Origin of the sequence: Limihaloglobus sulfuriphilus, assembly GCF_001999965.1 — a bacterium.
Classification (GTDB): Bacteria; Planctomycetota; Phycisphaerae; order Sedimentisphaerales; family Sedimentisphaeraceae; genus Limihaloglobus; species Limihaloglobus sulfuriphilus.
The window spans coordinates 37,579-64,361 of record NZ_CP019646.1 but is presented as its reverse complement, the minus strand read 5'-3'; the positions used below and the strand labels follow the sequence as shown (position 1 = coordinate 64,361).

Annotated in this window: 19 protein-coding genes; 11 read left to right on the top strand and 8 right to left on the bottom strand. The window is 48.7% G+C overall.

Features of this window, described 5'->3' with window-relative positions:
* The first annotated feature begins 108 nt into the window (after positions 1-108).
* The 6 genes from SMSP2_RS00200 (at position 109) to pheS (ending at position 11,035) form a co-directional block, all read left to right on the top strand.
* Entirely contained in the window at positions 109-4,227 is a 4,119-nt protein-coding gene (locus SMSP2_RS00200) for an FAD-dependent oxidoreductase (protein ID WP_146682023.1), read from the top strand.
* 79 nt (positions 4,228-4,306) lie between these two features.
* Complete coding sequence (locus SMSP2_RS00195; RefSeq protein ID WP_146682022.1) at positions 4,307-7,768, top strand: FAD-dependent oxidoreductase; 3,462 nt, start codon at positions 4,307-4,309, stop codon at positions 7,766-7,768.
* Between the two features lie 133 nt (positions 7,769-7,901).
* On the top strand, positions 7,902-9,167 hold the full coding sequence (locus SMSP2_RS00190) for a glycoside hydrolase family 16 protein (RefSeq protein ID WP_146682021.1): 1,266 nt from the start codon (positions 7,902-7,904) through the stop codon (positions 9,165-9,167).
* A gap of 164 nt (positions 9,168-9,331) precedes the next feature.
* Positions 9,332-9,529, top strand: a complete 198-nt coding sequence (gene rpmI, locus SMSP2_RS00185; protein ID WP_146682020.1) for a 50S ribosomal protein L35 — start codon at positions 9,332-9,334, stop codon at positions 9,527-9,529.
* Positions 9,530-9,625: 96 nt separating this feature from the next.
* On the top strand, positions 9,626-9,979 hold the full coding sequence (gene rplT, locus SMSP2_RS00180) for a 50S ribosomal protein L20 (protein ID WP_146682019.1): 354 nt from the start codon (positions 9,626-9,628) through the stop codon (positions 9,977-9,979).
* Between the two features lie 66 nt (positions 9,980-10,045).
* Entirely contained in the window at positions 10,046-11,035 is a 990-nt protein-coding gene (gene pheS, locus SMSP2_RS00175; RefSeq protein ID WP_146682018.1) for a phenylalanine--tRNA ligase subunit alpha, read from the top strand.
* Between the two features lie 2 nt (positions 11,036-11,037).
* Here the strand turns inward: pheS and SMSP2_RS00170 are convergent, their stop codons facing one another.
* Both SMSP2_RS00170 and SMSP2_RS00165 read right to left on the bottom strand, forming a co-directional pair.
* The gene (locus SMSP2_RS00170; RefSeq protein ID WP_146684777.1) at positions 11,038-12,489 is read right to left on the bottom strand and encodes a Gfo/Idh/MocA family protein; all 1,452 of its coding nucleotides are present in this window, start codon (positions 12,487-12,489) and stop codon (positions 11,038-11,040) included.
* Positions 12,490-12,729: 240 nt separating this feature from the next.
* Positions 12,730-13,554, bottom strand: coding sequence for a VanZ family protein (locus SMSP2_RS00165; protein WP_146682017.1), 825 nt, complete (start codon positions 13,552-13,554; stop codon positions 12,730-12,732).
* Positions 13,555-13,635: 81 nt separating this feature from the next.
* Between SMSP2_RS00165 and SMSP2_RS00160 the strand changes: the two genes are divergently transcribed.
* Positions 13,636-15,138 carry a DJ-1/PfpI family protein gene (locus tag SMSP2_RS00160; RefSeq protein WP_146682016.1) on the top strand — a complete coding sequence of 501 codons (1,503 nt, stop codon included), beginning with the start codon at positions 13,636-13,638 and terminating at the stop codon, positions 15,136-15,138.
* Positions 15,139-15,178: 40 nt separating this feature from the next.
* Here SMSP2_RS00160 and SMSP2_RS00155 read toward each other — a convergent pair whose 3' ends face one another.
* The gene (locus tag SMSP2_RS00155; RefSeq protein ID WP_146682015.1) at positions 15,179-16,072 is read right to left on the bottom strand and encodes a CPBP family glutamic-type intramembrane protease; all 894 of its coding nucleotides are present in this window, start codon (positions 16,070-16,072) and stop codon (positions 15,179-15,181) included.
* A 64-nt stretch (positions 16,073-16,136) separates the two neighbouring features.
* Between SMSP2_RS00155 and SMSP2_RS00150 the strand changes: the two genes are divergently transcribed.
* The 4 genes from SMSP2_RS00150 (at position 16,137) to SMSP2_RS00135 (ending at position 20,647) form a co-directional block, all read left to right on the top strand.
* A complete protein-coding gene (locus SMSP2_RS00150) occupies positions 16,137-16,799 on the top strand; it encodes an endonuclease III domain-containing protein (RefSeq protein ID WP_146682014.1) in 663 nt (220 codons plus the stop codon).
* Positions 16,800-16,904: 105 nt separating this feature from the next.
* On the top strand, positions 16,905-17,693 hold the full coding sequence (locus SMSP2_RS00145; RefSeq protein ID WP_146682013.1) for an N-formylglutamate amidohydrolase: 789 nt from the start codon (positions 16,905-16,907) through the stop codon (positions 17,691-17,693).
* A gap of 3 nt (positions 17,694-17,696) precedes the next feature.
* The gene (locus tag SMSP2_RS00140) at positions 17,697-19,598 is read left to right on the top strand and encodes a flavohemoglobin expression-modulating QEGLA motif protein (protein ID WP_146682012.1); all 1,902 of its coding nucleotides are present in this window, start codon (positions 17,697-17,699) and stop codon (positions 19,596-19,598) included.
* 2 nt (positions 19,599-19,600) lie between these two features.
* Positions 19,601-20,647, top strand: a complete 1,047-nt coding sequence (locus SMSP2_RS00135) for a glutathione synthase (protein WP_146682011.1) — start codon at positions 19,601-19,603, stop codon at positions 20,645-20,647.
* 7 nt (positions 20,648-20,654) lie between these two features.
* On the opposite strand, the gene SMSP2_RS00130 is transcribed toward SMSP2_RS00135, so the two are convergent.
* The 5 genes from SMSP2_RS00130 to SMSP2_RS00110 all read right to left on the bottom strand — a co-directional run bounded on the left by SMSP2_RS00130 (position 20,655) and on the right by SMSP2_RS00110 (position 26,779).
* A complete protein-coding gene (locus SMSP2_RS00130) occupies positions 20,655-22,013 on the bottom strand; it encodes an ABC transporter substrate-binding protein (RefSeq protein ID WP_146682010.1) in 1,359 nt (452 codons plus the stop codon).
* A 33-nt stretch (positions 22,014-22,046) separates the two neighbouring features.
* The gene (locus tag SMSP2_RS00125; protein WP_257787952.1) at positions 22,047-22,952 is read right to left on the bottom strand and encodes an endonuclease/exonuclease/phosphatase family protein; all 906 of its coding nucleotides are present in this window, start codon (positions 22,950-22,952) and stop codon (positions 22,047-22,049) included.
* Positions 22,953-23,223: 271 nt separating this feature from the next.
* Positions 23,224-23,685, bottom strand: a complete 462-nt coding sequence (locus SMSP2_RS00120; RefSeq protein WP_146682008.1) for an Hsp20/alpha crystallin family protein — start codon at positions 23,683-23,685, stop codon at positions 23,224-23,226.
* A 275-nt stretch (positions 23,686-23,960) separates the two neighbouring features.
* Positions 23,961-25,010, bottom strand: a complete 1,050-nt coding sequence (queA, locus tag SMSP2_RS00115) for a tRNA preQ1(34) S-adenosylmethionine ribosyltransferase-isomerase QueA (RefSeq protein WP_146682007.1) — start codon at positions 25,008-25,010, stop codon at positions 23,961-23,963.
* 71 nt (positions 25,011-25,081) lie between these two features.
* Positions 25,082-26,779 carry a hypothetical protein gene (locus SMSP2_RS00110; protein WP_146682006.1) on the bottom strand — a complete coding sequence of 566 codons (1,698 nt, stop codon included), beginning with the start codon at positions 26,777-26,779 and terminating at the stop codon, positions 25,082-25,084.
* Between the last annotated feature and the right edge of the window lie 4 nt (positions 26,780-26,783).

The window sequence follows — 26,783 nt, the reverse complement described above, 5'->3', positions numbered from 1 at the left end:
ATAAAACGTAAATCTGTACTGAACAACACCGTTTAAGTGTATGTATATATTAAAGTTTGAATAATTATTACTTAATTTAACGTTTATTCATGTGGAGTATCTTTTATTATGCCATCGCTGACCCAGTCGAAACTATTACTGATATGTGCCTTTTTCTCAGGTTTCTCACCCCTCTTCGGAGTAAACATCAACGAATCCGCAAGAGACATACCGGTCAGCTTCGATGTTGATGTAGCCGTTATCGGAGGCTCATCTGCCGGTGTTGCCGCGGCAATAGAAGCGGCCAATGCGGGAGCTTCGGTATTGCTTACATCAGAGCAGCCATATCCGGGCTGGGACGTCGCAGGCAGTTACCGTTTATGGCTCGAAGATGGACAGATACCCTCAAGCCCGCTTGCTCAAGCCATTTTCGCGGAACCGGAAATACCAACCCAGCTCGCTGAATTCAGCTACACTTCGGATATTGCATCGGTTTATCCCCACGAGGACACAGACCCTCCAGGCCGTTTGAAAGACGGCATCTGGTTCAGCTCTGCCAGCCAAAGTGTTCAGTATAACGGCAGTGTAAACATTACCGCTGACCTGGGCACTGTCCAGAGCTTTTTCAAGTTGCATACAAGGGTTTATCAGGGCAGCACTTACAAAGTTCAGGATGTGACCGTATATGCCAGTACTGACAATGATAACTGGAACCAGATCGCTTTCATTAACAACGACTGGCTAAACGAGGGTGACTACACCAATGAAGCACTGAACCTCTCTGTTGACGTAAACGGCTCTGCAAGATATCTGAAGTTTTATATCCGCAAAACATCATCCGTCAGCCGTATTTTAGTCGGCGAAATACAGATTGAACAGAATGCAACGTTATTTAATGATTCAGACTTTATCGGCGGCCCTGATTTTGACTGCACAGACGCAATCACACCATATAATTACGGCACAGATGTAGGATATTACCGCCCTAAGAGAACCGTCAACGGCGAAGGACTTGACGCAGCCGGGCTTCTTCATGACCGCTCAGACCAATACAACTCAGCTATGGTAAACCCCGGCAGCTCTGTTCCTTCAGAGAATGGAAACCCTGCCGGCACAGCAGGGTCTGCATGGTTCATGTGGAATTTTAATGACCTATATTCACTTACTGATATATGGGTATGGAATTACTGCGGCCCGTACAGAGACAGAGGGCTGAAAAATATTACCATTGATTATTTCAATACCAGCGGCTGGCACCGCCTTGGCAGCTATACGCTGAACCAGGGAGCAACTGACGGCCCTATGGCACATACCGACATTATCACAGCCGGAATAGACGCTTCGAGAATTCTCATAACAGCAGATGAGACAGACGGCAACTACGGCGGCTCTTATTACGGACTCAGCGAGATAAGGTTCTTTGCCCAAGCCGGCAGCGAAACTGAAGCCGTTCGGCTCCCACCTACCGCTTTCCAGGTAAAGCGTGTCCTTGAACACGCAATGCTGGATGCCGGTGTGGAGTTCATGTTTGGAACGTATCCAACCGATGTGCTTTATGATTCCGCCGGCGAGCCGGCTGGTGTTGTCGTTGCAAATAGAAGCGGCCGCCAGGCAGTTAAAGCAAAAACAATCATAGACGCAACCCAACTCGCCGCTGTTACCAGGATGACCGCCGCCGAGTTTGACGATTTCCCCGCAGGTATGCAAAATTTCAGCCAGATTGTCATAGCCGACCAGAACACCTCGGACGCAGGAACCCAGGGAACATTGAAAGACGGTAAGGTCTTAAGCGATAGAAACTTTTTCTCCGCAGTCAAATACAGCGTAAGTGTAAACATGGCTGACAACTCGTACCCGTCTTACGCCCTCGCCGAACAGCAAGCCCTTGACCTTACCTGGACACAGTGGCAGAAAGGATCTTCGGATATTCTCTTTAATATTCCGCCCGACGCGGTAACAGCCAATTCCTATGTAAGCGGCGAGTGGCCCGGCGCAGCGGCGATTGACCTTGATGTATTCAGGCCCGCCGGAATCAGCCATTTATACCTCCTCGGGGCATGCGCTGCCATAGACCGCACCGCGGCAGAGCAGATGCTCAATCCGCTGGAGTATATGCAGCTGGGAACACGTATCGGAGCCGCCGCGGCAGCTGATGCACTTGCAAGGCCCCAGATGCTGGGAGTAAACCTACCGGGAGACATCGACACAAACGCCGAAAATGGCGAAGTTTACGAGCGCCTCCTCGGACACCGGCCGACAAAACAGAGAATCTATGAAACAATTCCGGCTGCGGCCAAAGCCCTGCCGGTCTTAGCAGAATACGATGTGGTTGTTGTCGGCGGAGGAACCGGCGGAGCCCCGGCGGCAATAGCCGCGGCACGTGAAGGAGCAGATACGCTTCTTATAGAGTACCTCCACGGGCTTGGCGGCGTCGGCACAGAAGGCCACATTTCCAAGTACTGGTACGGCAACAAGGTAGGATACACAGCCGAGATTGACGCCGCTCTGATCACACCCTCCGGCGGCGGCTGGGACGTTGAAGAAAAGAAACAATGGCTGCGAAACGAGATCCGACAGGCCGGCGGCGATATATGGTTCGGGGCGATCGGCTGCGGAGCGGTCATTGACGGCCCCCAGATTAAAGGCATCGTCGCTGCCACTCCGCTGGGCAGAGGCATTGTACTCTGTAAGACGGTTATAGACGGCACAGGAAACGGCGATATCGCGATCGCTGCCGGTGCTCCCGTCATGTACACCGACACAGACGATGCTTCCATGCAGGGCACCGGACTGCCACCCGTTCATCTGGGAGTGAATTACAGAAACTCTGATTTTACGGTTACAGATGTTGCCGACCCAGCCGACACTACACAGCTCTTTGTTTACGCAAAAGACAGGTACATCGATGAGAACCCCTTTGATATGGGACAGCTGGTAGATGCCAGAGAGCGGCGGAGAATCGCCGGAGAGTTTACAATGTCGGTGATGGATCAGCTCATGGGCAGGACATATCCCGATACGATTGCAAAAACATACACGGATTACGACAACCACGGATACAATATTTCGTCCTTCTTTTATCTCTGCGGCAATCCCCCTCACACATACTCTTATGTACCCTACAGATGTATGCTGCCCCAGAACGTTGAAGGAATTCTGGTCGCGGGTATCGGCATAAGCGTCCTGCATGATGCGCTGCCGATTGTTCGTATGCAGCCGGACATCCAGAACCAGGGTTACGCGGCAGGAATAGCCGCGGCAATGGCCGCCGGAGAGAACATTACCCCGCGACAAATTGATGTTGAGCAGCTCCAGGCCAAACTGGTACAGAAGGGAATCATAACCGCCCAAACCGCAGCACACACTGACCCCTATCCGCTTTCGGCAGCACAGGTACAGACAGCGGTTGACAATATGCCCCTGACTTTCCCCGACAGCCACGAGGAAACCGCTATAATACTGGCACACCCCGAAACGGCATGGCCAATGCTGAAGACAGCTTACGATAATTCCACCGGCAATGCTAAACTTGCTTACGCCCAGACATTGGCTGTATTTGGAGATGATTACGGCCTCTCCACTCTGGCAGACTACGTCTCTGCAAACCCCTGGGATACGGGCCACCCCCGCCCCACTTCCAAGATGAGCGATATGGACCGCAAAATCATCAGCCTCGGTGTCCCCGGTAACAACAGTGTTACGGGTGTAATTGCCAATAAAGCTGACCAGTTAGATGCCGAATCAGACTTTTCACACATAAGGGCAGTTGCCCTGGCACTGGAATATATCGGTGACCCGGCCGCAGCTGAAGCCTTAGCCGGTTTGCTGAACAGATGCCGCCGGCAGGACAACACCGTCTTAACTATACAGGATGCGATAGAGCTAAATCTCCAGTCGCTGGACTCGCAGTTTGGCGATTCGAGCAATTTTGATTACTATTCCCGAATCCTCTCGGACAGGGAAATTATACTGGCAAAGGCTCTGGTTGCATGCGGCGACTGGCAGGGACTGGGCCAGACTGTATTGCAGGCCTACTCAAATGACCTTAGAGGCGTTTTCTACCAGGATGTTCACGATGAAACAGACGTCTCCGGCGACATTTCCGGCGATGAAGCGGTAGATATCCGAGACCTGTTCTTCATTGCGGACTACTGGCTTAGCGGATTCACTCATATTCCGGAAGATTTTGATAAAGACGGTTTTGTGAATTTTCACGACTTAACCTCTTTGAGCCGGTACTGGAATTGATTTGAAAATACCGCAACGAGTTTGACAAAAAAATTAACATAAAAGACATACTAATTATCTAAACACTCAGGAGAAAATTATGCAAAAAACTATGCCGAAACTATGGAAATTCAATCAGGTTTCAACCGCACTTGTTGTCTTGTGCGTACTTGCCGCCGTATCAGTATTAACGGCTGATACCCTAACCACGTCAGAGAGAGAGTTCTCAAAAGCATATGACGTTGATGTCCTTGTTGTCGGAGGCAGCTCAGCCGGTGTAGCCGCCGCCGCAGAAGCGGCTGATAGCGGCAGCGATGTTTTTCTGATGGCTCTGCGCCCTTACCTTGGCGAAGATGTCTCGGGCACATACCGGATGTGGCTAAAAGACGGCGAAGAGCCCCAAACCGAGCTTGCCCAAAAGGTTTTTCAGTCTCCTGAAATCGCCCAGTTCAAAAACCTGCCGTTCAAGTATTCGACAGACACCCCTTCCGCATCGCCTCATAAGGACTATAACCCTCCAAGAAGACTCAATGACGAGAAATGGGTGGATGTGTACAACGATACAGTGCAGTACAATGAGAATGTAAACATTGTAGCCGACCTTGGAGAAGTTCAGCAGATTGAGCGGATTAAACTCCATTCTTTCCAGAGACCCAATGATTACTGCACGCTTTACGTCACGGTTTTTGTCAGCAACGACAAAGAGAACTGGGAAAAAGTCGGCGTCCAAAAAGATATTGAGTACATAAAACGGCTTATGAGCTTCTCACTACCTGTAAACCGCCAGGCCCGTTATATTAAATTCTACGCTCAAATGGCGCCCCAGGTCAGCAGGCAGCTGATAAGCGAGATAGAAATACTTACCGCCGCCAAAATGGAAAAACAGGACGGCAAACAGTTCCCTCCTACAAGACTTCACATAAAACGGACACTCGACACTGCACTGCTTGATGCCGGCGTTGAATTCCTGTATGACTGTTATCCCACTGACGTCCTATTTGGCGATGACGGCAGCGTAAGAGGTGTAATAATGGCCAACCGCGCCGGCAGACAAGCCGTCATGGCAAAGAAAATAATAGACGCAACCGGCACGGGTCTTATAGCCCGTCTGGCAAACGCGCAATTCCGCAATAACACAAAAGGCGAAAACAACTTCGAATATACAGTTGTAGCCAACAAAACAGCACCCGCGGCAAAAACACAACCGAAAGAAAAACCTACAAAGATTTACCACAAAGGCGAAATGTACACCGCTTTTGAATACGAGATGTCTTTGAAAATGGACGATGAGAGCATGGACTCCTTTGCCAGGGTTGAGCAAGAGGTTCTTGACCATCTCTGGACACCCGGCGTACTCGCAACATCTGAAACTGCCTTCTATGTGCCCGCCGCTTCTGTGATCGGCGAAAAACGCCAGCAAGGCGGCTGGAACAAAGATATCAAAATAACCCCCGAAGCATTCAAGGTACGCGGCGTAAAGGGGCTGTTTATGCTTAACGGATACGCCGATATCAGCCGTGAATTCGCCAGGCAGATGCTGCGTCCTGTAAACTATATGTACGTTGGTGAAATAATCGGAAGGCTTGCAGCCGAAGAAGCCTCCAGCGTCAAAGCTGACGAAAAAGTAACAATCAACAGCAAAAAATCTGGTAAAGAGATAACAGGCCAGATAAAAGAAACACTCGCTCCGGTTCGCCCAAGTTTGAGACCGGATGAACATATCCGCGCCGGCTCTGCTTCATACCCTGTTATTGGCAGATATGATGTAGTTGTAGTCGGCGGCGGCACCAGCGGTGCTCCCGCGGCTATCGGCGCTGCCCGCAACGGCGGCAAGACTCTCGTCATAGAACACCAGCACGGACTCGGCGGCGTTGGCACACTTGGATATATCGGCAGATACTGGAGAGGCCACATTGCCGGATTCACAAAAGAAATGGATCAGGGAATTCTGGAACTGAGACCCGAGGAAGCCGGAGGCATAAACGGCTGGGATGTCTATGAAAAAATGGAATGGTACCGCCGTCAGCTCAGAGAGGCCGGAGCCGATATCTGGACACGCTGCATAGGCTGGGGCGCAGTTGTTAATGACAAAAACGTCAAAGGCGTTGCTGTAGCGACACCTTACGGATGCGGCATCGTTCTTGCGGATGTTGTGATAGACAGCACAGGAAACGGTGATATCGCCATAGCTGCCGGCGCGGATTATGAATGTTTGCGAACATCACGCCTGGCAATTCAGGGTACCGGACTGCCGCCGTTTGACCTCGGAGACCATTACAACAACAGCGACTTTACCATTACCTATGAATCAGACGTCTTAGATGCCTGGCACCTGAAAGTTTACGGAAAGTCAGAGTACCGCACGGGCGATTCTTATGACATAGCAAGCCTCATTGACACACGTGAGCGGAGAAGAGTCATCGGCGATTATTTCATGACGGTTAACGACCAGCTCATGCAGAGAATTTTCCCCGACAGTATCGTAAAATCTTTCAGTGATTATGACTGCCACGGCGTGAATTTCTGCGACTATCTTTTCCTACAGCCAAACCCCGAGCACACAGCTTGCTATACTCCTTACCGCAGCCTGCTTCCCAAGGGCCTCAGCGGCATACTGCTGACCGGTATGGGAATTAGTGTTCACCACGACGCCCTGCCGCTGATACGTATGCAGCCGGACCTGCAGAATCAGGGATACGCCGCCGGTACCGCCGCGGCAATGGCAGCAAAACAAGGAATTGAGCCCCGAGACATTGACATAAAACAGCTGCAAAAGCATCTCGTCCAGATCGGCAACATCCCTGAAGAGGTGCTCTCCGAGAAAGACGTATATCCATTCCCTGCCCAGCGTATCAGGCAGGCGGTAGAAAACGCTCCCGCGGAATACGGCGAGCATAAAGGTCACGAGTGCGGAATCATTCTGGCACACCCCAACACTTCGGTACCAATGCTCAAAGACGCTTTTAACACTGCCGAAGTCAGAGCAAAACTGTTTTATGCCCACGCTCTGGCAGTGCTTGAAGACCCTTACGGCCTGGATTATCTGGTTGACCATGTAAATTCCAAGCCCTGGGATGTCGGCCATACCCGCCCCACTTCAAGAATGAGTGATATGGACAGACTGATAATAGCTATCAGCCGCCCCGGAGACAGAAAAGCCACACCCGCGGTTGTAAAGAAGATTGAAGGCTTAGACAGCAGCTCTGCCTTCACCCATTTCAGATCGGTCGCCATCGCAATGGACCGCCTCAAGGACCCCGCCGCTGCGAAGGCACTTGCAGAACTGCTGCAAAAACCAGAGATGAGCGGCTACGTGGTTAAAACCATCGAAGACGCCCAGAAAATCGACAAAATTGCCATGAGCAGGCTTGGAGTGGCAGCGAGAACATCATTCTCTTTCTATGCCAGAATGCTTGCCGTAAGAGAGATTTCAATAGCGAGAGCTCTCTACCGCTGCGGCGACTACAATGGAATCGGCGAGAAAATCCTCCGGGAATACTGCCAGGACCTGCGGGGAGTGCAAGCCGCCCATGCCGCCGCGATTCTCGAAGAAGGCAACTAAGCAGTAACTATAAGTTTCACTGAGAACCATACACAGCAGGAGTGTAGATTTAAGTTTGTTTTAACACTCAACAGGCTTAAGCTCTGCACTCCTGCTTAATAAATACATATCTTTAAAAAATTGCGAGGTAACAATGAAAAAAATGGCCGAAAAAGCATCCGGCTTTTTATTTAGTCTGCTGATAGTTTTATGTTTATTCAGTACAGCCTGCCAGAGCGAAGAGAAAAAATCTAAGCCCGAATACGACAACTTCCTGCCCGAAATCGATTCTTCTGCCCAGTGGAAACTCGTCTGGCATGATGAGTTTGAAGGCAGCGAAATCGACGAGGATAAGTGGGAAATAGTCGGCGACTTTAGAAGAAGGCGCGGATTCTGGGTAAAGGAAGATTCCTATCTCGACGGCAAAGGCCACCTCGTGCTGAGGGTTAAAAAAGACGGCGACCGCTACACCAGCGGTGCGGTCAGAACCAGAGATAAATTTGAAAAGGCTTTCGGATACTGGGTATGCAGATGTAAATTCCCCACACAGCCCGGACATTGGCCGGCATTCTGGATGTGGAACGAGGGTGTACTGAGCACCGAAAACGACGGCATCGACGGCACAGAAATTGATATAATGGAGAAATTCAAACTCTCAGACCAGATAACCCAAAATCTACACTGGGACGGATATGGAAAAGAACACAGACACGCCGGCAAAGATTCCATTGTCCCGGGCATAAGCGAGGGTTTTCATACTTTCAGCATGTTATGGACGCCCGAGGGCTACGTCTTTTACATTGACGATGTCGAGACCTGGAGAACTGATGCCGGCGGCGTATGCCAGGTACCTTTATACACAAAACTCACAGAAGAAATCGATGACCGAAAAGATGATATACTTGAAGCGGCACTTCCCGATTATTTCATAGTTGATTATGTTAGAGTCTATGACATTGACGCAGCCCTGACAATGCCGGAAAAGAACCAAATAAATTACAAAACACTGGATTTCAGCTACATACCAAAACCAGCCCCCTCACTGCCTCACAAAGACTCCCCCGACTCCCCAAAACTCACCGATGGAAAATGGCACGAAATAGAAACTGACAGCGTACAGTTCAAAAGTGACGCCAGTTTTCTCATCAAACTTCCTCAGAAACACCAGATTGATAAAATCAGGGTTCGGGGTTTCCGCAAATGGGGACACTTCAACATAGAAAGCTTTGCCGTATCAAAGATGGAAACGGATAGAAGCTGGAAGCAGGTATGCCTCATAGAAGAATTCCAGGTCGATCAAGGCCTGCTGGTTTTCGAGGGTTTAACGGATATTGAGACTAATTCGCTCAAAATTGACATAAAGAAAGACCCAAGATATGAAAGACTGCTCATCAGTGAGATAGAGCTGCTGGCAAAATAACCACCCAGGTACTAAAAGACGTCCGGGTACTTTATTACAAAATAACACCAACAACGGGCTAAAAATACGAAAAACAGAGTATAAGTACTTGACTTAATTACTTAAACCTGTATATTACTTTGCTCTTGCAGCATAAGAGCAGATATTAGAAAGGAAACTACACTATGCCTAAAATGAAAGTGCATAAAGGTTTATCTAAACGAGTAAAGGTTACGGCCAACAAAAAACTTAAGATTAAAAAGGCCTACGGAAGCCACCTTATGAGTGGTATGAGCCCCAAACGCCGCCGCAAACTCGGAAAACCGGCGTTTGTAAGTGAAGCTCTCGCGCAAAACTGCCGCAAGGCTCTTTGCGTAGAGTAAGTTTAGATTTAAAAAGAGCTTAAGCCCTGCTTCTCGGCTGTTTCAGCTGCCGCCGGCGGGCTTTTAAATTTTATTTTTAGAAAGGAAAGCTGAAAAATGCCAAGAGTAAGAAAAGGCGCCGCAAGAAGGCGTGCAAATAAACGTTTATTAAAATCCGTGAAGGGCTACAGAGGCCCCCGCAGTACACAGATTCGGCTGGCAAAAGAAGCCGCCATCAGAGCTGCGGTAAACGCAACAGTTGACCGCAAAAGAAAGAAAAGGGATTTCCGCAGGCTGTGGATTACCCGTATCAGCGCTGCATGTGCGATGAGGGACATACGTTACAGCCAGTTTATCAGCGGCTGCAAGAAAGCCCAGATTGAGCTCAACAGAAAAATGCTCAGTGAAATCGCCATAGCCGACCCCGCCGCTTTCGATGTTATCGTAAAGCAGGCACAGGCGGCTCTTTAATAGTTAAATGTCAAAACTCCCGGCTGAGATTGTTTCTAATCTTAGCCGCTGTTAGTTATAGAAATTATGCTGCAAGAATTCGAAAAGACAGGAAAAAACGCTCTCCAGGAGCTCGAACAGATTTCTGACGCGGGCTCCTTAGAGCTTTTCAGAGTTAAATACCTCGGACGAAAAGGCAAAGTAACACTTCTTTTAAGTCAAATCGGCAAACTCCCCAAAGAAGACAAACCCAAAGCAGGACAGCTTGCCAATAAAATCAAAAAAGAAGTTACTGCCGCGTTCGAAGAGAAGCAGGCCTCGCTCGGCTCGCTCACATCAAAAAAAATCAGCACCATTGATGTTACACTGCCCGGCATAAAACCAAGAATCGGAAAACCTCACGTCATTACCCAGACCACTGCCGAGCTGCTGGAGCTTTTCGGGCGTATGGGTTTCGCCGTAGCTTACGGGCCCGAGGTTGAAGACGAGTGGCACAACTTTATAGCTCTAAACATCCCCCCCGAACACCCTGCACGTGATCCGGGAGACAATTTCTACATAGACGATGAGCATCTTCTCCGCACCCAGACATCTACGATCCAAATCCGGGTCATGGAAAATAACAGCCCCCCTATACGTGTGGTCGCCCCCGGGCGGGTTTACAGGCCTGACACGGTAGATGCAACACACATGTTCATGTTTCACCAGCTTGAAGCTCTCGTTGTGGACGAAGGCGTGAGCATGGTTGACCTCAAAACCACGATTGACCAGTTCATACATGCCTATTTCGGCAAAGATACCCAGTGGCGTTTCCGCCCGAGTTTCTTCCCGTTTACCGAGCCAAGCGCCGAGGTTGACCTGAAAATCATCGGCAAAGACGGATCAGAAAGCTGGATAGAGGTTGGCGGCTGCGGCATGGTTAACCCCGCCGTTTTTGAGGCTGTGGGCATTGATCCTGAAAAATACACCGGATGGGCGTTCGGTTTCGGAATAGAACGACTTGCTATGCGTAAATACGGAATCTACGATATCCGCCTGCTGTATGAAAACGACCTGAGATTCCTCGATCAGTTCTGATTTTAGAGCTGCTCCATGTGGGGAACTTCCCAGCCTTTTCTGTAATTATCCTTCACAAAGGCGTTTGCCTCTTCGCTGAATTCGCCGCTAAACCTCTCGGTTTCAGGATCCAGGCTGAGAATCGGGCCCATAGTTATATTTGTCTTATCAAGGTCAACGTTGTTTCTCTCGAGATGGTCAAGCATCCTCTCCCACGTCCCTGAAAACAGCTTATTGCCCTTTATCCTGCCCGATATCTCTTCACTGCTAAGCTCTGAGCCAAGTCGATATGATATATTCGAGGCGTGAACCATAGCCGCGGCGGTATGGGAGTCTTTTATGTTTACTCGCAGTATGCTCTGATCATTTTCACGTATCGCCCTGATGAAGTCCGGCATGTGTTCTCCACCGCCGTGCGGATCAAATCTTTTGACTATCTTACCATCATTATCGTATGCGACATTTTCAGAGATATAACCGCCCTCGCATTCTACAACATTGCCGATTCTGGCCTTTTTGTATGCCTCCATCGCCTGCATGTCAGACTGCATAGGCAGGCCGAAAACCTCAAATATTACCGGTACAGGCTCATAATCGCAATACACAATCTGGGTATTGGGTGTCTGCCCGCCGTCTTTGTAGCCAAACCTGCCGCCAATGCTGAAAACATTAGCCGGATAAGAATCCTGGCCCGCCAGATTGATTGCCAAATCAAACTGATGAGGCCCCTGATTACCGATATCGCCGTTGCCGGTATTCCATGACCAGTGCCAGTCATAATGAAAATGCTCGCGATACGTCGGCACGTCCTGAGCGGGCCCAAGCCACATATCATAGTTGCAAGACTCTGGAGCCTTAAGAGCACTCTCGCGAAGCCCTATCGAACCGCGGCGTTTATGGCAGAGCCCGCGGGAACATAAAACCTTGCCCAATTGCCCCTCTTGAATAAAATCCCGAACCTGCGGCCAGCAATCACGCCGGCGGTGCCACATACCCGAGGTTATTATCAAATTCTTTTCGGAGGCAAGACGACACAACTGACTGCCCTCCCAGATGTTATGTGAGATGGGCTTTTCTACATATACATGTTTGCCCGCTTTAAGAGACTCGATAGCGTGTTTTGAATGCCAGTGATTGCACGAGGCTATCACAACAGCGTCTATATCCTTTCTGTCAAGGAGCTTGCGATAATCAGTGTATGCATCAACCTTGAGAGGTTTTGTCTCGTCATTAGCCAGTTTATCTTTGAGCCGGCCCATCTTATACCCCGGATCAGGATCGGCAAGCGCGGCGATTGTTACACCGGGAATCTTAGAAAATATACTTGCCAGATAGCTGCCCTGCCTGCCCACTCCAATAATCCCTAAACGAATATTTTCATTTGCGCCCAGAACCCTTGTATTCGAAAAAAAAGCCGCTGATACCGCTGCGGCAGAGGAGTATTTCAGAAAGCTGCGTCTATTGATCAGAGCCATTTGTCAACCCTTCGAAAAAACATCTAAAAATAACATTCTAACAGTATTATAATCACTTATTCACCCATGTCAAAATCTATCCCGTTTTCGAGTGACGACAAACGCGCTAAACTCAGCTATTCACCAATCCTGTTAATTCTCTCCAAATATACCTATTGCCTAATGCCTGACTCCGTCCATCCTGTCCACTTAATGCCTATTGCATGCGTCTCTGTTCGTATCTAAACCTAATAACCGCAATTAGTTAAAAGACGTAGTCAATACATCCCTACTATTTTGCCCGGATTTTCTACCGGTCATAAACCAGCTCACGGCAAGCGAGTAAACTATTCCCAACAAAGCAATTGCGACAAATCTAATCTCAACCGCAAGCCCTGTGTGCAAATCCCACGCCTTCATTAGCAACAGCAACAAAACAGGAACAGGAAATGCCCAGTAAAACCTGTTTATACCCTTACTTACAGACAGAGGAATCAAAGCCTGCGAAAGGCTGTAGGCAATAAAACCATAACCGAGAAAATAGAATAAAACGCCAATGGCTTCACTTGTTCCCGCCAAATCATAAACGGAGAAGCAATTCAAAATCACAATAACCACCACCCCGTGGAGAAATCCGGCTAACCAGAAACCGGCAAACGTCCAGATAATCAGGCTCATTATGCAGCCGAGCATGTCAGCGCTGAAATCCATAATATCTGGCTGGCGGTGCACGAGTTTTTGAATCAGCTCATCGCAGACAGCATAAACAGCTATAAACGCTATGGTTACCCAAACTCGCCAGCTGTTCCACCTCGCCTTTGTGCCGGCGCTGAGAGCCGTCCAGAACAGAAAGGTCAGCACAAAATACGCAATAAGATGCATCGTCTTGTCGCTCATACCGCTTATTACCACCCAGGACGGCACCGTAGGTATATGCGTAAGCACGAATATCGCCAACCAATACAGCATAAGCCCGCAAAAAGCCAGTATCCGCAGCCTTGTGCGAAACTGTGACGGCTCAAGCCCGGGACGCTTTTTTCTGCGTTTATTCTTGCCGAAAAATATTTTTTTTAAAACTTTGCCCATTATTTTTATTATTATAAACTTAGAGAGTATTATAAGTTTAGAAACATCTTTTGGAAGTTTAAATTTTCGGAGTAATGATTTATGAGATTAAAAAACCTTACATTTAACAATATTTTGAGGGTAATTTTTGCCTTTACTCTGGTTTTAAGTATTCAGCTCATCGCCCAGAACGGCGATTCAGAGACGCCTTCACTGCCCGGGCCGCCCAGTGAGCCGACACGAACGAGCCAACCCGCAGACCAGCAAGAGCAGACCCAGCCGGCCCCGTCACCGAATCAGGTAACCCTAAACCAGCCAGAAACAGATTCTGCTGCAACCTTAACAAGTGCTTTTCGTTCTGTCGCAGCAAAAGGCGAAAAGGTCTATGAGCCGATTGTAATGACTGAGATTTCTCAGCTGCTCTGGGCAGGCTACGGAACAATCAGCAATGACCAGATGCTAAGGCCGGTAGAATCTGTGGAAAACGGATATCCTCTTGAATTGCATGTAGTCACTGAATCCAACGTGTTCAGGTACATCCCGCAGACACACAGCCTGGAAATCGTATCGAGCGAGGATGTCCGCCGAAAACTCATGCTGGCAACCCAGAAACAAAGAGAGCTGTTGGACTCTAAGGTACTTATAACAATTTCCGCCTCGCTGGATAAGGTACCAAACGCCAACGCCACATACAAACGCAAGATAGCTTACATAGAAGCCGGAAGAGCCGCCCAAAATATCTCACTTCAGGCCGCGGCTATGAACCTGGCATCACAAAGCTACCAGGTCATGGATTTGTCAAGGGTACGGTCACTGCTGAATCTTAACTTTCAGGCAGAACCGGTCATTACTATTGCCCTTTCCCGCCTCAAAGGCAGCACTGCACCAGAAGAAGCTGAAACAATAGAATCTGCCGGCAGTAAACAGGCACAGCAGCAGACACAAGAACAGCCTCAGCAGCCGGCAAAGATCGAACCGTTTAAATTCGTAATAATCGTCCCGAATGACAGGGTAATTGAACAGGACTTCTTTGCAGTAACAGAGGTTCTTGCCTCTTCAGGTGTAAAGGTAGAAGTCGCAAGCTCTACAATGGAAACGATACGCGGCAACTGGCAAGGCAGTATTGTGCCTACAATGCTTCTGCGTGATATTGTTGTCAACGATTTTGACGCTTTTGTCCTGATCGGCAATTCACTGGTAAGGAATCAGTTTGACAATGAGCCAATGGTTGTAAACATTATCAGAGAAGCCTATCGGGCCCGTAAGCTAATCGGTGCAGTAGGACGCACACCGCTCATTCTGGCATACGCTGACATCATCGAGAATTACCGAATAACCGGAGAGCTCAGTGTCCGCAAACAGGTTGAGAACGCCGGCGGCATCTTCACAAATTCCATTGTTGAAGTTGACGAGGATTTCGTAACAGCCGTCGGCACCGAAAGCGCCAACGAATATGAAACGGCAGAGGGCGTTCTGGCAGTCAACCGCTTTACAAGATCAATGATTACACTGCTCCAGGGCAAAGAACCCCAAGGTTACGGGCTTGGCGAGTCCCAACCCCGTTCAAGACGCCAGAGAGAAATGGACAACAGCATTGCCGAATAAAACCACCGATTGCAGTTGATATATTCTGCTAATTGGCCGTTCAGTTAAGCAGGACTGCCATTATATTGTGGAAACAGTGGGCACCGGCGGCAATGCCGAAGCCGCGGTTTGCGAAAATCACTGTCAGGTAGAAGCCCGCAAAAACCCTGAACATAAAAACAGAAGCCACAAACTCCTCTCCCGGCAGATAACTGCCCTGAATATAGAGTATGTTGTGGTGCAGGCTGAATACCACCGAAGAGACAACAACGGCAAAAAACGCACCAAATTCGCGGCTTAGATCCAGCAGTTTTGTTGTAAACAGAAACAGGCCCACATAAAGTATCTGCCTGAAGAAAAGCTCTTCGTATATCCCGGCGCCAATACCGGCAATAAGCTCAATAAATACGTTTGCCGATTCGCCAAGACTTGAGCTGCATACAAAGGCCTTTAGGCCGTTTACAAACGCCACCGGCTCCTGAGCGGGAACATAACCGCCGGGACTGCTGAACCTGTCTGCGATCAGGGCCACAACCAGCAAAGGCAGCGCCCAGAAGAAAGACTCAGCGAACATCAGCGGCAGGTCATACCTCTGCATGGGGGCCCGTTTTTTCTTATCCGCAAAATGGACAGCCAGCAGGACAACTATAACAAAAACGGGGCACAAAAGCCACTGAAGCCGCCCGGAAAAACCAAACCAGCCCAGAAGGTCATATACCCACACAAAAGAAACTACCAAACCCGGTATCTCCTCAAATGACATACTGCTCAAAGCAGGCCCGAGAAAAGCAACCATCAGCTCGTATGCAAGCAGAAAAATCATCGTGAACCACAAAGAGTGCAGCGGCAATGCAGACCTGAAGAAATACGTAGTCCGCCTCCTGCGTTTGACCGGCATACGCGGAGTAAGCGATACTGTGTTGTCAAATAAACTTCTGTCTTTTTTGGTTGCCATAAACTGTGTTTTACGCTAAAAATGTACTCAAATATTTATTATTAAATAAGGTACTTATTCTACAATGTCAAGCTCAGAAACTATAAGAAATATTTATTTAAGTCTTCACGCCGCTTACGGAAACCGCGACTGGTGGCCGGCCGTTGACGGATTTGAGGTAATAGTCGGAGCGATTCTTACGCAAAATACAAACTGGAAAAATGTCGAAAAAGCCATAAAAAACCTCAAAACGGCTGATGTAATGACCCCGATTAAGCTCCATGAGCTGCCGCGGGAACAACTCGCCGAGCTGATACGTCCGGCGGGATATTACAATATAAAGGCGGCAAGGCTGAAAAATCTCCTTGACTGGATGGTGGAGAATTACAGCGCCGGCATGGAAAGCATCTCAGCCCTGCCAGACTGGCAGCTGCGCGAAGAGCTGCTCGCCGTTAAGGGCGTTGGGCCTGAAACTGCCGACTCCATAATGCTTTACGCGTTTAACAGGCCGATTTTCGTCGTTGACGCATACACTGCCAGGGTATTCGGAAGGCACATGCTGATAGATGAATATGCCGACTACCACCAGATCCAGGAGCTGGTACAATCATCCATTGAACCCGATTTAAAAATCTACAACGAGTTTCATGCTCTGATTGTAGAAGTCGGCAAAAATCACTGCAAACCCAGACCAAAATGCCAGGGCTGCCCACTCGAACACCTGCCCCATCAGGTAGAAGAAGTCTGAGCAGCTCCGTATTTCATCTGAGACTGACCGCAGAAAGCAAAAATATCATCAAATCGGCAAATGTTTTTGTGGCAATTTGAGCTCTCTGCTGGTAATTTATGCTGTATGGAATATGATATCTGCAAAATTGAACGCGGCGGCGGCCCGGTGGTTGCCGCCGCGATACATGACGGGCACTTCGTCAGCCCGCAGGCCGTTTCTACGATAGCTATAAGTGAAGATGAGCGTCTTCGCGAAGAAGACCCATATACCGGAATTTTCGCCCGGATATGCCGGAATAGAATCATTGCAAATTATTCCCGATTCGAGGTTGACCTGAACCGGCCAAGAGAGAAAGCTGTTTACATAAAGCCGGAAGATGCCTGGGGGCTGAAAGTCTGGAAAGATGATGTAAACCAGGATATTATAAGCAGTTCTCTTGAAAAGTACGACTTGTTTTACCGCAGGGCACATAAATTCTTCAAAGAGATCGAAGCCGGATACGGCAGATTCGTCGTGCTGGACATCCACTCGTACTGCCACCGCAGAGACGGATCCGGCGTTGATCCTGCCCCGCAGAGGGATAATCCGGATATAAACCTGGGCACAGGTAATATGAACAGAGCTTTATGGTCAAACATAATCGAGAGGTTTATCCGGGACGCATCCTCGCAGAGAGCCGGCGGCAGACCGCTCGATGTAAGAGAGAACATCCGGTTCAAAGGCGGATATTTTTCGAAATGGATACACGAAACATTCCCGCAGACCGGCTGCTGTCTGGCGATAGAAATAAAAAAAATATTTATGGACGAGTGGTCCGGGCAGTTATACCCGGAAATATTCGAAGACATTAAAAACGCCCTGCATATAACAAGCAGGGGAATCTGCCGTGAGCTATCTGTCAGCAAGGAATGAAATATGGCCAAAAGCAAAATCAGCCGTGAGTTCACGGACAAAATAATTCAGTCGTTAAAAGACGGCAAACGTATAAGACGGGTTATACCCGGCGGCGGACGGCTTCACATCGACAGGTGCCTGCCGTTTTTGATAGTATATAAAAAACCCGCCGGGAACAACGATAACGGCACCGAAAAACTCATTAAAGGCGAGGCTTCATACCTGATAGCTCCCCCTCCGGAGAAAACCGGCTCAGGGCTGACCAGGCTGATAAATGAGCTGGTAAAGTTCATCTCAACAGAGTACGATGCCTGCCTTATAATAAATGTGTGGTCAGCAGAGTCCAAAGAGAGCCGGCTTCTCAACGATTTGGAGATTCACCGCCCATCGTTCAAGATCATTGCTTCCCGGCTCAGCCCCCCCAGCGAAGCCCTGCAGGCACTGGAAAGATCTCTTCGAAACATAAAAATACTCAAACGAACAGCAAACGTCGAAGTCATTTTCCAGGATGCAGGGCAAAAAAACACTGCTCATAAAGTCATCTCGCAGACAACAGCCAAAAACCTGAACTGTTTCTCTATCGGCCTGGAGATAAGCCCGATTTACCGCGACCCTGAAACAAACGAGGTATTCCCGCTTTTGATACGCAGGCTGCACAGGGGGTTATCAACCGCTTTCAAAAAGTGCGCTTTCGAGTTCACCAGAAACCGAACCAACCGAAACATAGCAAATTACATGTCGCTGGGGCAAAGGTCTTTTGTAAAGTCTGTCTGGGACGCTGACAAAAAGTTAGCCCAAATCAGCCAGTCATTCGACTTCCTGCTCCAGGTAACGCCGGTAAATGTCGCAAAGGCCTGGAAGTCGTTCAGGAAATATCATTACGAGCGAGTGCCTGTTTTCTATTACCGCCCTCACCCCATTGACCCTGCAATATTGAAGAGAGCCCTCTATAAGATCCCTTTGGAAAAAGTAGAAGACGCTACCCTGAGCTATCTTTTCCAGGAAAAACGCAAAGAGCTCGACCGCCAGCTCTCACTGCTCTGGGATCGCGGCAGGAAAGAATTTTACTACGGCTCACTTCAGCTCTACGGCAGGGTTTCCGATGAACTCGCCGGCACAGCCCAGGAACTTCTGGACTTTTTCAGTGACAAAAAATCAAAACGCAGCGGCAGCAGAAAAAATCTCAACAGCGAAGCGTTTGCCTTGCGTGCAAGAGAAGAAATTGCCGCATACAAAGAGGCATACCCACAGCTTAACAGCAGGGTAGAAATAAGGCAGGACACAGTAGGTCTGCTGGTATCAAAGGGCAGTCTTCTCGTCTCCGAGGACATAAAGATACCACTCTCACGGGTAGAAGCCCTGCTCAGCCATGAGGTTGGAACACACATACTGACATACTACAACGGAAAATCACAGCCTTTTGAGCAGTTGTACTGCGGACTGGCAGGCTACGACGAACTCCAGGAAGGACTGGCGGTACTGTCGGAATTCCTTGTCGGCCAGCTCAACCCCAACCGGCTGCGGCTTTTGGCCGGCAGGGTTATTGCCGCCCATAAAATGCAGAAAGGAGAAGGGTTTATAGAAGTTTTTCACAAGCTCAAATACGAATACGGGTTTGAAAACAAGACATCCTTTATCATTACTGCCAGAATCTTCAGAGGCGGCGGTTTGATAAAAGATGCAATTTATCTTCGAGGTTTGATAAAATTACTTGCATACCTCAAACAGGGCCGTAAAATCGACACACTGTTTTGCGGCAAGATTGCCCTGGAACACGTACCAATGATCGAGGACTTGCAGGCTCGGGAGATATTGAAAAAGCCGCCGCTGACACCTCGGTATATGCAATCTGCCGACATCGAAAAAAAACTCTCGGCTCTTAGAAACGGTCTTGATTTAAAACAAATGGTTAACTGGAGATAATTATGCGTATAGGCTTTATGGTAAACGATGTTTCAACTGAACACGCCGGATATACAACTGTCAGAATGGCGATGACGGCCCATAACAGGGGGCACCAGATATGGTTCATAGGCGCCGGAGACTTTGACTATGACATTGACGACCAGGTTCATGCCCGCGCTTGGTCTGTAACGAAGAAAAAATACAGTTCCACAAAGAATTTTCTAAACGAAATCCAGGGAACAAAAGCTGTAAAAAAACGCATTGTAGTTGACGACCTCGATGTACTGATGCTCAGAAATGACCCTTCTAATGACACGGGCACACGCTCATGGGCACAGATGGCGGGCATCATTTTCGGCAGGGCCGCGATGCGCAACGGCGTTATCGTGCTCAATGACCCCAATGCCCTTTCGAGAGCAATGAATAAAATGTACTTCCAGATGTTCCCCGAAGAAGTCCGCCCCCGCACTATTATAAGCCGCGACAGAAATGAAATAAGACGTTTCATACGAGACGAAGGCGGAACGGCTGTGCTGAAACCGCTTCAGGGCTCCGGCGGCTCGGGTGTGTTCCTTATCAGCAAGGATAATTTTTACAACATCAACCAGATAGTGGAATCGGTAAGCCGCGACGGCTATGTGATAGCACAGGAATACCTGCCCAAGGCAGCCGAGGGAGACACGCGTATGTTCCTGCTCAACGGGATGCCTTTGCGGCACAAGGGCAAATATGCAGCATTCTGCAGGGTTCGCGCCGGCGATGACATACGAAGCAATATCCACGCGGGAGGCTCTCTAAAAAGGGCCGAAATCACAGAACAGCATTTAAGAGTTGCCGAAATAGTACGGCCAAAACTCGTACAGGACGGAATGTTCCTGGTAGGTCTGGATATAGTCGGCGACAAACTCATGGAAATAAATGTATTCAGCCCCGGCGGGCTCGGCAGCGCACAGAAATTTGAGAAAGTCAATTTCAATGACGCGGTCATAGACTCACTCGAGAGAAAAGTCAAATATATGGAATATTACCGCCGCAATTTTGACAATATTGAAATGTCAACACTGTAGCCCAATATTACTTCGCGTCGATAATCGCCTTGTATTTATCGCTGAAAAATGACACCCATTCGTTAATAACCTTATCACGGAACGTATCGTCCTGCATGGCTTCATGAAGACCGCGTACCTCGTCTAATGTGTCGGCATTGTCGGGCAGTTTAACAAAAAGCTCTTCGAGCTCTTTTGAGCCGGTCTCGACAATCTTCTTTTTTGCATCTTTTAGCAGCGGTGCATTGTTTACCGCTGCTGCCCGGACAAGCTGGACGAGAACATCATACCGCTCAATTCGAAGCTGTTCATCAATCTCAAGCGTTGTACCCATTTCATAAGGGCGAACGATCCACTTTGGAATATCCTGCCCGTAAGCGGTATAGAAATCTTTCCGTACAGGCGGCCTGTTGAGACAGTTCAGCTCCGGGCCGAATTCGTGCCCCGCCGGAAGCGCCCAGAGCCGCTGGCCTTCAATGCTAAGGACAAAATCAACAAACCTGCGTGCGGTCTGCGGATGCGCTGGGTTTTTCAGTATCGATATCGGATCCGGCGTGAAACCTGTTCCGCCTTCAGGACTGACGTAGCCGAGAATATCAGGTGTCCTGGAGACGCGGATCATACCGTAATAGTCGATACACGCCGCGGCTATCGCTTCACCAAGTACCGGCGCATTTACTGCCGCCCCGCTGCTGGCGGTGAACTTCTTGGCATTGCCGAGGACCGCAAGCAGTTTCGCCCAGCCTTTTTGCCAGGTATCTTCTGACTGCACTACCATCTCGTATGCCGCCGCGATAGAAGCGGACTGGCTCGGGTCGGCAAGCACTACATGGTCGAAAAACTCTGGACTGCCGATATCTTTCCAGCTGCTGGGCTCTTCAAGGCCGGCCTTCTCAAGAAGCTCTTTGTTGTAAATGAAGCCGAAACTGCTGACAACTGTGCCAAACCAGAGATGGTCGGCATCATAAAGCCGCATCCCGCTGAAAGTTGCCGGGACATTGTCAAAATAACCCTGCGAGGGAGTGTACTTCGTCAAAAGACCTTCTTCTGCCAGGTACATGTGCGGACTCTCGCCGGCTCCCCAAAGAATATCCACCATTGAGCTGTCACTGCGTTCATAGACATTGCGGATATAGTTGAGCATCGTGCTTCCGCCGCCGCCGACATCACGCCATTCCACTGTTGCCGGCGATGAGAATTTCTCAAGGTGCCACTGCTCGAAAGCCTTTTTGAATTCGTACTTTACATTTTCGTCATGCGGGCACAGTATCACAACCTTGTTGTCCGGCTCGGGGCCGGAATCGCCGCCGCAGCCGGTCATTATAACACTTACAACAAACACAGCTGCTGCCGCACAGCCCAGAAGCATATTTTTTAATGATAACATTTACAAAACCTTTCAGCAATTGATTAGATATTCTTATTCAAACTCGAACTCGCAGACAACCGGATAATGGTCGCTTGCAACAGCGGCGACGGGGGATTCTACCATTAAAGCCGATTCAAAACACTCCGCCATGGCCGGCGAAGCGAACACATGGTCAAGAAAGCCGCGGTAATACCGGGGCTTGAACTCGCAATGATAGCTGGCCTTGCCCGAATCGCTGAGCTTGCGGGTGAGCATCTTCAGCTCTTCGCCGCCGCTGCCCTCTGTCATTCTCATCACGACATCGGCACCGACGATCTTTTCATATTTATCCATTCCGATTGTATCGTTGAAATCACCAAGAATCACCAGCTTATCAGTTTTTCCTCCTGCCAGCAGCTCCGCGCAGATTTGACGGGTCTTATCTATCTCACGCAGCCGCCATTTGGTAACCGCCTCGTTGTTGCCGTATTTGCTTTTTACATGTGTGCAGCCCACCCAGAAACTGGTGCCGCCGGGGCTTTCCACAAGTATAAACGCAGGGCCGCGGCTGAAAAGGAAATCGAAAAAATCTTTGCCCTCCCGCTCCTTAAAGCTCCTGAGCGAGCGGTCATCTGCCGGATCCTTTATATCGACATACTCCCTGAAATCTCTTACAGACCAGCCTTTACGTACGAGAAAGCCAAGATACTGACCATCTGTGTTGCCGTAAGAGACCTTGGCGTATTCATATTCGCCGTCGAGCCATTTCTTCACGAACAGCTCAAGCATTTGCTCATCGCAGCATTCCTGTATGGCGATTATGTCGGCGTTGAAATCTTTTGATTTGATAACCGCGGCGACTTCGTAAACGTCTTCCTCATCACTGTACAATTCCGTCATATTACGGGATCTTTCAGGCATCTTCTGCTGATCAAACATTCTCATAAAATGCTCAATATTGTAAGTCGCGACTCTCACCGTCTCCGAATAACCGGAAAAAACGGCCCAAAACACCAGTAAAACAAATAATGACTTTTTCAAAACTTTGTCTCCAATAAAGATATAACTTACAAATGTTAAGAAAGAATAATAATTTCACATGAATATTATAAACTATGCCGCTAAAATCAAGTTATATTTATATTAACATCATGACGGGAGACTGACCTTCACGCCGAAAAAAAGGGCGGAAAGTTTCCTTCCCGCCCTGTATATGGGGTTATTGAACATTGTGTGTAAAAAGTGTTTTTTAGCTGATTCGTTTAATGGCGATGTTTTTAGCACCATCATCTGGAGCTGTTTTGGGCAGATGCACCGTCAGAATACCGTCTTTAAACTCAGCCTTGGCTTTGGCGTCATCGACTTTCGCAGGCAGCGGAAGCACTCGCCTGAATGAACCGAAGCTCCGTTCTGTATGTTTCCAGCCGTCTTTCTCGGATTTTGTTTCTGTCTTCTTCTCGCCCTCAAGTACAATGTGATCTCCGTGAACAGACAGCTTTATGTCCTTGTCATCGATGCCCGGAAGCTCAGCAGTCAGGACGACTTCCTTTTCCTCATCGTTCATGTCAACACTCGGCACAAATGCACGAGGCTGATCAGGAGCGTTGAAGCCGGTGAAAAAGTCGTCAAAGATGTCGTCAAAACTTTTAAACAATCCGCCGGGAACAAGTCCCAGACCTTTCTTTGAGTTAAATGGTACTACTCTGTTCATAATATGTCTCCTTTATTTAGTGTTAACATTTTGTTACATATTTACTAAACTCTGTTTTACATATTGCAAACAGCGTGCCAAAAGAAGACTATTTATGTAATATCTTTATTTTCAAAAACTTACAATAAGACAAATCAAACTGTCTCAGGCTGAAATGCCTGCCAGAGTGACAAAATGACATATAAATAAACATAAATGGCATTCAATATAGATGAATTTAACGCCAAAGTGAATTAAAACGGCTAACGAAATCAGGCATGTTCAAACAGAGCTGCTCAATAAATCAGCATCGCGTCACCGTAGGAGAAAAAATGATACCGCTCTTTTACGGCGTGAGTATAGGCGTTTTTAATATTATCCATTCCGGCAAAAGCCCCCACCAGTGCCAGCAGGGTTGACTTGGGCAGATGAAAATTTGTTATCATCGCGTCAACCGCCCTGTATTCAAACCCCGGCATGATAAAAAGACGTGTATCGCCGCTTGCCGCGTGAATCCCGCCGCTTTGGGCAACGGTTTCCAGCGTCCTCACCGAAGTCGTTCCGACGGCAACTATCCGCCCGCCCGCCTGGTGTGTGCGGTTTATAATATCGGCGTTTTGGGCGTCTATCTCAAACCGCTCGCTGTGGATTTCATGATCCTCGAGGTTGTCGGCGGTAACCGGCTTGAATGTGCCGGCACCTACGTGCAGAGTAACATGCGCCCTGCTTATCCCCTTCTCGTCAAGCCTGTTAAGAAGCTCGTCTGTAAAGTGAAGACCGGCCGTTGGAGCGGCAACCGCACCGCTTTGTCTGGCATAAACCGTCTGATAACGCTGCCGGTCATAATCGGGTTTCTCTCCGCCGCGGCTGCGTTTGATGTACGGCGGCAGAGGTGCATAACCGATATGTTCAAGCAGCTTCTCTGCCGGCAAATCAGATTGAGGCCTTATATGCCATGTTCCATCATCTAAACGCCTCTCTGCCAGAATCTTACAGAAAACGCTGCCATGTGAAGACAACAAATCAAAGACTTCGCCTTCTTTGAGCTTGCGTGAATTTTTCAGCATCACATGCCAGAGCCCCCCGCCGCTCATATCCAGATACAACCCCTCAAGCGAGGCCCCTGTCGTGCGCCGTGCAAAGAATCTCGCCGGCAGAACTTTTGTATCATTTAGCACGAGACAATCACCAGGAAACAGATATTCCGCGATACCGCTGAATCTGCGGTCAGATATATCGCCGGTTTTGCGGTTGAGTACCAGCAATCGCGATTCGCTGCGATTCTCTGCCGGCATTTGAGCTATCAGCTCCTGCGGCAATTCAAAATCAAGCTCTTCAACCTTCATGGCTCACCTTAACCGGAGATTCGTCAGCATTATACGGGATTTCTCATTTTTATTTCCAGCAATCCCCGGTATCAAAATTCTACCCTGTCGGTTATGTTCTTCGTGGAATAGAACTCAAACTCATCTTCGCCGGCGAAGAGTGTTACTGATTCGCCGTCAATTTCTACCGACAGAGCGGTTTCGGGCGTGCGGCTGCGGATTATGTTTGCAAGAGTAAACGCCTTTTCGATTCCGTCGCCGCGGCTGTAATTGATCACCTCGTCCGGGTGAGCCAGCCGCTTGCAGCAATAGATAGATTTGTTTTCCATGCCTGTGAGCATTTTACAGACTTCTTCTATATCCATTTTTTTGCATTTCTCTACGGATACAGGGCAGCGCTCGATCGATGCCTTTATAAACGGTTCCCAGTCCCAGCCGTCGGCTTCACGGTAAGCAAAGAACGCCAGGTCGGCAAGCTGGTTATCGTTCCTGATAGCCCGAAGATAATCTATAATCTCCTCGCGGCTCATACCCGCCCTTATATCAACAGAGCTCTGAGAGACATATTTCTTGTTTTTATCGGGCAATACAGGCTCAAATCGGGTAAACTCCCTTAGGTCTCGTACAAAATCAGCGGAATTATCTATCTTTTCGCCAAGATACAGCGCCAGCTTTTCTGAACTTTCATCATCATCGAGATCAATCTTCATCTTGCGGACAAACTTCATAAACTGCTCGATACATATACGCTCCTGGGGCTTATCAAGGTAGAAATCCTCGCCGTCAACCTCTGCCATGAGTTTATCAAGCGTACTGTTGTCAATATTGTACGTGCTGTTATGCTCATAAGAAAAGAGTGTCTCGGCCTTTACGTACTTATGTTCGCCGCGGATGTGGCGGCAGAAAACAAAGCTCTTGCGATAGTCCCAGTTGTTGCGAAGGAAGTTGGCGAAAACCGTCATATCAAGCTCAGTGCGGAGAAATTCGGTGATTTTCTCACGGAATTTGTCATACGCCCCGGGATTGATGGTCGCCGTGTCATAGATGCAGTGTATATGCCCGGTATTGTGAGCAACGATCGTCACGTCTTCATTGCGGAGCGCCCGCTGGGCCTTGGCGGTAATCTCGGTGCCGTTGAACCACATCGCCTTAGTAACAACTCTGCGGTTATTCGTTATTGCGCCGTCATTTATGTCGATATAATTCTGCGAATGCAGCGGCGTCAGAATCATGTACATATCCTCAAGCGGTATATCGCAGATGATATACGCCGCCGCCATATACAACGCGGCAAGGGAAACACATTCACCCGCCCCCGTTGCATAGCCGTCACGGTAGCGGAAGGCGTTCATCGCCTCAACGGTCTCTGTCTTCCAGTACGGTATCAGGTTGCCGTTGTACTTATCCAGCCCGAAGTGCCGGCGGATACCAATATCAAAATAATACTCGTCTCCCTGGTAGCCAAACAGGGCGTTGCTCTGGGCTATCTTTTCCGGAGGGATTATATCCGCGAACCTGCCAAGCTCGACATCCTTGTCGGTCAGGCCCCAGGTGTTCAGGTCGAGGTTAAACTCAAATTCATCCATAATAAACTGCCGCATACGCATAAGCCGGCGGTACGGGCTTTTGCCCTCGAGTTTGCGGAACGTGTCGATTTCACGCCATTTCCACATTTCCGGACTCATAATGTTAGCCAGTACAAGACTATACATCAATTCGGGAAATACAAATATTTCCATATCCGAAAGGCTTATAGCAGAGGAATATTTTTCAAGTGTTTTTTTGTCCATGATT

Coding starts and splice junctions, on each gene's coding strand:
- SMSP2_RS00200 (WP_146682023.1), top strand. CDS start 109: ATGCCATCGCTGACCCAGTCGAAACTATTACTGATATGTGCCTTTTTC.
- SMSP2_RS00195 (WP_146682022.1), top strand. CDS start 4,307: ATGCAAAAAACTATGCCGAAACTATGGAAATTCAATCAGGTTTCAACC.
- SMSP2_RS00190 (WP_146682021.1), top strand. CDS start 7,902: ATGAAAAAAATGGCCGAAAAAGCATCCGGCTTTTTATTTAGTCTGCTG.
- rpmI (WP_146682020.1), top strand. CDS start 9,332: ATGCCTAAAATGAAAGTGCATAAAGGTTTATCTAAACGAGTAAAGGTT.
- rplT (WP_146682019.1), top strand. CDS start 9,626: ATGCCAAGAGTAAGAAAAGGCGCCGCAAGAAGGCGTGCAAATAAACGT.
- pheS (WP_146682018.1), top strand. CDS start 10,046: ATGCTGCAAGAATTCGAAAAGACAGGAAAAAACGCTCTCCAGGAGCTC.
- SMSP2_RS00170 (WP_146684777.1), bottom strand. CDS start 12,489: ATGGCTCTGATCAATAGACGCAGCTTTCTGAAATACTCCTCTGCCGCA.
- SMSP2_RS00165 (WP_146682017.1), bottom strand. CDS start 13,554: ATGGGCAAAGTTTTAAAAAAAATATTTTTCGGCAAGAATAAACGCAGA.
- SMSP2_RS00160 (WP_146682016.1), top strand. CDS start 13,636: ATGAGATTAAAAAACCTTACATTTAACAATATTTTGAGGGTAATTTTT.
- SMSP2_RS00155 (WP_146682015.1), bottom strand. CDS start 16,072: ATGGCAACCAAAAAAGACAGAAGTTTATTTGACAACACAGTATCGCTT.
- SMSP2_RS00150 (WP_146682014.1), top strand. CDS start 16,137: ATGTCAAGCTCAGAAACTATAAGAAATATTTATTTAAGTCTTCACGCC.
- SMSP2_RS00145 (WP_146682013.1), top strand. CDS start 16,905: ATGGAATATGATATCTGCAAAATTGAACGCGGCGGCGGCCCGGTGGTT.
- SMSP2_RS00140 (WP_146682012.1), top strand. CDS start 17,697: ATGGCCAAAAGCAAAATCAGCCGTGAGTTCACGGACAAAATAATTCAG.
- SMSP2_RS00135 (WP_146682011.1), top strand. CDS start 19,601: ATGCGTATAGGCTTTATGGTAAACGATGTTTCAACTGAACACGCCGGA.
- SMSP2_RS00130 (WP_146682010.1), bottom strand. CDS start 22,013: ATGTTATCATTAAAAAATATGCTTCTGGGCTGTGCGGCAGCAGCTGTG.
- SMSP2_RS00120 (WP_146682008.1), bottom strand. CDS start 23,685: ATGAACAGAGTAGTACCATTTAACTCAAAGAAAGGTCTGGGACTTGTT.
- queA (WP_146682007.1), bottom strand. CDS start 25,010: ATGAAGGTTGAAGAGCTTGATTTTGAATTGCCGCAGGAGCTGATAGCT.
- SMSP2_RS00110 (WP_146682006.1), bottom strand. CDS start 26,779: ATGGACAAAAAAACACTTGAAAAATATTCCTCTGCTATAAGCCTTTCG.